The sequence below is a fragment of the Streptomyces sp. genome (genome assembly GCF_031181555.1).
Lineage (GTDB): Bacteria > Actinomycetota > Actinomycetes > Streptomycetales > Streptomycetaceae > Streptomyces > Streptomyces fimbriatus.
The window spans coordinates 20,784-27,955 of record NZ_JAPSKQ010000065.1; the positions used below are offsets into that span (position 1 = coordinate 20,784).

7 protein-coding genes are annotated in these 7,172 nt (G+C 71.7%); 4 read left to right on the top strand and 3 right to left on the bottom strand.

Features of this window, described 5'->3' with window-relative positions:
* Position 1: 1 nt before the first annotated feature.
* Both RIM90_RS15705 and RIM90_RS15710 read left to right on the top strand, forming a co-directional pair.
* Entirely contained in the window at positions 2 to 976 is a 975-nt protein-coding gene (locus RIM90_RS15705; protein WP_309061323.1) for an ABC transporter ATP-binding protein, read from the top strand.
* A complete protein-coding gene (locus RIM90_RS15710; RefSeq protein WP_309061324.1) occupies positions 969 to 2,015 on the top strand; it encodes a dipeptide ABC transporter ATP-binding protein in 1,047 nt (348 codons plus the stop codon). The genes RIM90_RS15705 and RIM90_RS15710 overlap by 8 nt, the downstream gene beginning before the upstream one ends.
* A 150-nt stretch (positions 2,016 to 2,165) precedes the next feature.
* Here the strand turns inward: RIM90_RS15710 and RIM90_RS15715 are convergent, their stop codons facing one another.
* Positions 2,166 to 4,289: a prolyl oligopeptidase family serine peptidase gene (locus RIM90_RS15715; protein ID WP_309061325.1), complete on the bottom strand. Its 2,124-nt coding sequence runs from the start codon at positions 4,287 to 4,289 to the stop codon at positions 2,166 to 2,168.
* Positions 4,290 to 4,467: 178 nt separating this feature from the next.
* On the opposite strand from RIM90_RS15715, the gene RIM90_RS15720 reads away from it, so the two are divergent.
* Positions 4,468 to 4,662 (top strand): hypothetical protein, encoded by a 195-nt coding sequence (locus tag RIM90_RS15720; protein ID WP_309061326.1) that lies wholly within the window; start codon positions 4,468 to 4,470, stop codon positions 4,660 to 4,662.
* Positions 4,663 to 4,906: 244 nt separating this feature from the next.
* Entirely contained in the window at positions 4,907 to 6,322 is a 1,416-nt protein-coding gene (locus RIM90_RS15725) for an amidase (RefSeq protein ID WP_309061327.1), read from the top strand.
* A gap of 18 nt (positions 6,323 to 6,340) precedes the next feature.
* On the opposite strand, the gene RIM90_RS15730 is transcribed toward RIM90_RS15725, so the two are convergent.
* Entirely contained in the window at positions 6,341 to 6,550 is a 210-nt protein-coding gene (locus RIM90_RS15730) for a DUF397 domain-containing protein (protein ID WP_309061328.1), read from the bottom strand.
* The coding region (locus tag RIM90_RS15735) for a DUF5753 domain-containing protein (RefSeq protein ID WP_309061329.1) at positions 6,547 to 7,172 on the bottom strand (626 nt) is incomplete at its 5' end. The genes RIM90_RS15735 and RIM90_RS15730, both read right to left, overlap by 4 nt.

Here is a 7,172-nt window from a genome sequence, read left to right on the forward strand (position 1 = left end):
CATGCTGCTCGAAGTGCGTGACCTGCACGTGGAGTTCCGCACCCGGGACGGGGTCGCGAAGGCCGTCAACGGCGTCGATTACCAGGTGGACGCGGGGGAGACGCTGGCCGTGCTCGGCGAGTCCGGCTCCGGCAAGTCGGTGACCGCGCAGGCCGTCATGGGCATCCTCGACATGCCGCCGGGCCGGATCACCGGCGGTGAGGTCCTCTTCCGGGGCAGGGACCTGCTGACGCTCAAGGAGGACGAGCGCCGCAGGGTCCGGGGCGCCGAGATGGCGATGATCTTCCAGGACGCGCTGTCGTCGCTCAACCCCGTGCTCTCCGTCGGCGACCAGCTCGGCGAGATGTTCGTCGTGCACCGGGGCATGTCGAAGAAGGACGCGCGGGCCAGGGCGGTCGAGCTGATGGACCGGGTGCGCATCCCCGCCGCCCGGGAGCGGGTGAAGCAGTACCCGCACCAGTTCTCCGGCGGGATGCGCCAGCGCATCATGATCGCGATGGCCCTGGCCCTGGAGCCGGCCCTGATCATCGCCGACGAGCCGACCACCGCCCTCGACGTCACCGTCCAGGCGCAGGTCATGGAACTGCTCGCGGAACTGCGGCGCGAGTACCGCATGGGGCTGATCCTCATCACCCACGACCTGGGCGTGGTCGCCGACGTCGCCGACCGCATCGCCGTGATGTACGCGGGCCGGATCGTCGAGTCGGCGCCCGTGCACGACCTCTACAAGGCGCCCGCCCACCCCTACACCCGCGGCCTGCTGGACTCCGTCCCGCGCCTGGACCTCAAGGGCCGGGACCTCTGCGCCATCAAGGGCCTGCCCCCCAACCTCGCGAACGTCCCGCCCGGCTGCGCCTTCCACCCCCGCTGCCCCATGGCCCGGGACGTGTGCCGCACCGACGTGCCGCCGCTGTACGAGGTCTCGGAAACCCGGGGCAGCGCCTGCCACTTCTGGAGGGAGTGCCTGCATGGCTGAGCCGATCCTCGAGGTCTCCCGCCTGGTCAAGCACTACCCGCTGACCCGGGGCGTCCTGTTCAGGAAGCAGGTCGGCACCGTACGGGCGGTCGACGGAGTCGACTTCGCGCTCGGCCGGGGAGAGACCCTGGGCATCGTCGGCGAGTCCGGCTGCGGCAAGTCCACGGTCGCGAAGATGCTGGTCAACCTCGAGAGGCCGACGGCCGGCTCGATCCGCTACAAGGGGGAGGACATCACCAGGCTGTCCGGCAGGGCCCTGAAAGCCGTCCGCCGCAACATCCAGATGGTCTTCCAGGACCCCTACACCTCCCTCAACCCCCGCATGACGGTGGGCGACATCATCGGGGAGCCCTACGACATCCACCCCGAGGCGGCACCCAGGGGCGACCGGCGCAGACGGGTCCAGGAACTGCTGGACGTCGTCGGCCTCGACCCGGAGTACGTCAACCGCTACCCGCACCAGTTCTCCGGCGGCCAGCGCCAGCGCATCGGCATCGCCCGGGGGCTGGCGCTGCGCCCCGAGGTGATCGTCGCCGACGAGCCGGTCTCCGCGCTGGACGTCTCGGTCCAGGCCCAGGTCATCAATCTGATGGACCGGCTCCAGTCCGAGTTCGACCTCGCGTACGTCTTCATCGCGCACGACCTGTCGATCGTGCGGCACATCTCGGACCGGGTCGGGGTGATGTACCTCGGGAGGATCGTGGAGACCGGCACGGACACCGAGATCTACGACCATCCCACGCACCCCTACACCCAGGCACTGCTCTCCGCCGTGCCCGTACCCGACCCCCGGGCCCGGGAGCGCCGCGAGCGGATCCTCCTCAGCGGCGACGTCCCGTCCCCGACGAACGTCCCCTCCGGCTGCCGTTTCCGCACCCGCTGCTGGAAGGCCCGGGAGCGCTGCGCCGTGGAGGTCCCGGCCCTCGCGGTCCCCGAGGAGTTCCGGGCGGCCGGCGGCCCGGCCGCGCACGACTCGGCCTGCCACTTCGCGGAGGAGAAGAAGGTGGTGGCGGAGGAGCACCGGGAAGGGCCGGCATAGCCGCCCGAACCCGCGTCAACCGCGTTAACGGACACGCAACTTCACGGAATCGGTTCCGATATACGGACGCGTCAGGCTGGACAGCGTACGGCCGTGCGGGTGCCGTGAGCGGGCCGGGACGCGCCATGTCGTCCCGGCCCGCTGCCGTGCTCAGCCCGCGCCGAGCCCCAGGGAGCGCTTGAGGAAGTCGACCTGGAGCAGCAGCAGGTTCTCCGCGACCTGCTCCTGCGGGGTCATGTGGGTGACGCCCGACAGGGGCAGGACCTCGTGCGGGCGGCCTGCGGCCAGGAGGGCGGAGGACAGGCGCAGGGCGTGGGCGACGACCACGTTGTCGTCGGCGAGGCCGTGCACGATCATCAGCGGGCGGTGCGGTTCGGCGGGGGACGACAGGCCCTCGTCGGTGACGAGCGAGTTCTTCGCGTACGTCTCCGGGTGCGCGGCCGGGTCGCCCAGGTACCGCTCCGTGTAGTGGGTGTCGTACAGCCGCCAGTCCGTCACCGGGGCGCCGGCGATGCCCGCGTGGAAGACGTCGGGCCGGCGCAGCACCGCCAGCGCCGCCAGGTAACCGCCGTAGGACCAGCCGCGAACGGCCACCCGGGAGAGGTCGAGGGGGTGGGACCGTGCGAGGTCGTGGAGCGCCTCGACCTGGTCGTCCAGGCTGAGCGTGAAGTCGTGGTGGACCGCCTTCTCCCAGGCGGGGGAGCGGCCCGGGGTGCCGCGGCCGTCGGCGACGACCACCGCGAAGCCCTGGTCGGCGAACCACTGCGAGGTCAGGTGGGCGTTGTGGGCGGCCACGACGCGCGCCCCGTGCGGACCACCGTAGGGGTCCATGAGGACCGGCAGGGGGGTGTCACCGGCGTAGTCCCGAGGCATAAGCACGGCGCACGGAATGCGGCGTGCGCCCCCCTGGGTCAGGGTCACGCGAGGGGACATACCGGGATCCTCGGCGTACGAGGGGACGGTCGCCGTCGGTTTCCCGTCACGCAGGACCCGCACCCGCGCACCCGGCCGGTCCGGCGTCGCGGAGACCAGCACGGTCACCCCGCCGGCGCGTACCGCCGTGTGGACGCCGGGCTCCTGGGAGAGGCGTTCCACGCCCAGTTCGTTCACCCGGTAGACGTGCACCTCGCCGGTCTCCGGCCCGGCCGCCTCCTCACCGGCGGACGCGGAGACCAGCACGTCGTCGTCGGAGACGTCCAGCACCGCGCGGATGTGCAACTGCGCGCCGGTCAAGGGACGTTCACCGACCGCCAGCCGTCGCGCACCCCCCTCGTCGGCGATCCGCACCAGATGCCCGGAGGGGCTCCAGCACGGCACCCCGGGGAAAAGTTCAAGCCAAGTTGGATCTTCGTCGGCGTGCACCATCCGGGTCGCCCCGGAGTCCGGTTCCACGGCCAGGAACAACTGGCTGCGCTGGTCGCGCGCCTGGACGAGCAGCAGCGGGGCACCCGCCGCTGACCAGTGCACTCGTGCCAGATAGGGGTAGCGTGCCCGGTCCCAGGAGACCTCCGTGCGCACCCCGTCCAGCCCGATCACGAACAGCCGTACGTCCGCGTTCGCGGTGCCCGCCGCCGGGTAGGGGACGCGGCTCGGCTCACGCTCCGGGTGGGCGGGATCGGCGATCCACCACCGCTCGACCGGCGTGTCGTCCGCACGCGCCACCAGCAGCCGGTCCGACTCCGGAGCCCACCAGAAGCCCCGCGAACGCCCCATCTCCTCGGCCGCGACGAACTCGGCCAGGCCGTAGGTGACGCCCTCCGCCTCGGGGGTCGCGAGCGCGCGGTCGTCGGCCCCCTCGGCCGCCACGACCCGCAGCGCGCCCCGGGCGACGTAGGCGACGTGGCGCCCGTCGGGCGACGGCCGCGGATCGATCACCGGTCCCGGCACGGGCAGTTCGCGCGCCGTACCGGCCCGCAGCTCGGCCACGAAAAGCCGCCCTGACAAGGCGAAAGACGCCAACTCCACGGCCGCGTCGGTGGCGTAGCCGACGATGCCGGCACCCCCCTCGCGGCTCCGCTCGCGCCGCGCCCGCTCTTCCGCGGAGAGACGCTCGGACGCCCCGCCCAGGAGGGCGCGCGGGTCGGCCGCCACGCGCTCCCCGCCCCCTTCCGTGTCGAGGGTCCAGAGCGAATTCGCCCGGTCCGTACCGGAACCGGAGCGCAGGAACACGACACGTGAACCGTCGGGCGCCACGGTGAACGAACGCGGCGCGCCGAGCGTGAAGCGCTGGGTGCGGGCGTGCCGTCGGGGGAAGGAGTCAGCCTCGGTCGTCATGCCCTGACCATATTGGCCATGCGCCCCCTTGTGCGGCTGTGCGCCGATCGATGCGCACGTACGGATAGTTATGATCACTAGCGCATAGTGGGTATGAACCTGCTGGCTCGTGCGTGGATTTATCTGCCCCCATATTCCTACCCCCCCCGCGTCCTGGGATCTTTGGAGGTGAGCCGCCGTGGCACTCTCGATTTCGGCGGTGGTGCTGCTGGCGATCATTGTCTTCCTGCTGATCAAGAAGTCAGGACTGAAGACCGGGCACGCCATCGTGTGCATGCTGCTCGGCTTCTACCTGGCCTCGTCGACGATGGCGCCCACGATCAGCGACCTCACGACGAACATCGCGGGGATGATCGGAAGCATCAAGTTCTGAGCGACGCGTCTTCCGGCCGGGGCCCGAGGCAACTCCCGGGCGCCGGCCGGAGTCCACGCCACCGTCCCCGGCCCGCGGGACGCCCCCTGCGAGCCCGCTCGTCACCCGCCTCGGCGTGACACCGGCCCACGCGCCCCCCGAGCAGGTCCGGGCGCACCGGTTCGCGCCCTCCGGCCCCTCGCCTGTTACTCGTTGGTAAGGGATGATGGCGGGCATCATCCACACGCTCAGGGCGGAGCCGCCGGTGACGACTTCAGAGGAACGAACCAGGGTGCACGCCTTCCGGGACGACGCCCTCGGCGACCACGACGCCGTCGGCCTCGCCCGGGCGATCCGCCGGGGCGAGGTCGGCGCCGCCGAGGCCGCCCGCGACGCGGCGGCCAGGGTCAGGGCCGTCGAGGCCCGGCTCCACGCCGTCCAGGTGCACCTCGACGTTCCGGCGCACGGCTTTGGGTCCGTCGGCGCCTTCGCCGGGGTGCCGACCTTCGTCAAGGACAACACCGACTACCAGGGGCTGCCCACCGGACACGGCAGCGCCGCGTTCGCGCCGAGGGCCGCACGACGGCACGCCCCGTTCACCCGCCAGTTCCTGAGCACCGGGGTCACGGTGCTCGGCAAGACCCGGCTGCCCGAGTTCGGGTTCAGCCCGACCACGGAGTACGAGGACGCCGAGCCCGTCCGCAATCCGTGGCACACGGGCCACTCGGCGGGCGGTTCGTCGGGCGGCAGCGCGGCACTCGTCGCCGCCGGGGCGGTGCCGATCGCGCACGCCAACGACGGCGGCGGCTCGATCCGGATTCCCGCCGCCGCCTGCGGACTCGTCGGGCTGAAGCCGACCCGCGGCCGGGTGGTGGCGAACGCGCAGGGCCGCCGGCTACCGATCGACCTCGTCACCGACGGCGTCGTGAGCCGCTCGGTACGGGACAGCGCCGCGTTCCTCGCCGCCGCGGAGAAGCACTGGCGCAACCCGAAGCTGCCGCCCGTCGGCCTGGTCGAGGGCCCTGCGGAGCGACGGCTGCGCATCGGACTCCTGCTGGACTCGCCGAACGGCGTCCGCTCCGACGCCGCCACCCGGGCGGCCGTCACGGAGACGGCGCAGCGGCTCGAACGGCTCGGCCACAGCGTGGCACCGGTGGAGGTGGCGCTCGACCCGCGTTTCACCCAGGACTTCCTCGCGTACTGGGGCCTGCTGTCGTTCCTGATCGGCGCCACCGGCAGGACGTTCGGCGCGGACTTCGACCGGCGCCGTATGGACGGCCTCAGCCGGGGGCTGCGCGAGGCGTACCTGAGGGACTGGAGGCGCACGCCGGATGTGGTGCGGAGACTGAAGCGCACGCGGGAGGCGTACGCGGCGGCGTTCCGCGGGCTCGACCTGGTCCTCTCCCCGGTGCTCGCCCACACCACCCCGCCGATCGGCCACCTCAACCCGGCCGTCCCGTACGCCACGCTGATCGAACGGATCCTCGCCTACGTCGCGTTCACCCCGGTCAACAACGTCGTCGGGACGCCGTCGATCTCGGTGCCGGCCACCGGCACGACGGCGGACGGGCTCCCCGTCGGCGTCATGTTCTCCGGCCGCCCGGGCGCCGAACGGACGCTGCTGGAACTCGCGTTCGAGCTGGAGGCGGACCAGCCCTTCCGGCGCCTCCAGGACGTCTGACGGACGCCGGGGGCAGGGTCAGCCCTCGACCGCGTACGGCACGAAGCCGGCCCACGCGGCGGGGGTGAAGGCCAGCCGGGCGCCTTCGGCGACCTTCGAGTCACGGACGTGAACGGTGCCGGGCTCGGTGGCGACCTCGACGCAGGAGTCGGTCTCCGCCCCGCTGCTGTAGCTGCTCTTGAACCACGCCAGGTCGGAGGCGTCCTCGGACGAGGTCTTGCGGATCATGTCTCCCCCAGCAGTTGCTCGACGAACGCGGCCGACTCGCGAGGCGTGAGAGCCTGCGCCCGGATGATGCCATACCGGAGTTCCAGGATACGGAGCTGCCGTGGATCGGTGACCGGTCGGCCGCTGGAGACGCCCGGTGAGCGGCCAACCGCCGTTCCGTCCTCGAACTTCAAAACCTCGATTCCTCCGTCCACACCGGCATGCTCCTCGCGGTCCATCGGCATCACCTGGATCTCGACGTTCGGCAACTGCCCGACATCAAGCAGGTGCTCGAGCTGCTTGCGTACCACCTCCGTCCCCCCGAGCCGTCGCCGGAGCGTCCACTCGTCCTGGATGAAGCTGAGTTCAGGCGCCGAGTCGCGCTCGAAGACGGTTTTACGGGCCATGCGAGCGGCCACCCCTCGCTCGATCTCCTCTTCGGCGTATCGCGGGCGCCGCATCCGGAACAGCGCTCGTGCGTAGTCCGGGGTCTGCAAGAGGCCGTGGATGTTCACGGGGTCGTACAGCTGGAGCTCGACCGCCCGGGCCTCCATCTGCGCCAGGTCCCGCACCTTCTTCGGGTAGCGGACCTTCTTCACGTCCTCCTTCATCGCCGCGATGAGTCCCCCGGCGTTCAGCACCT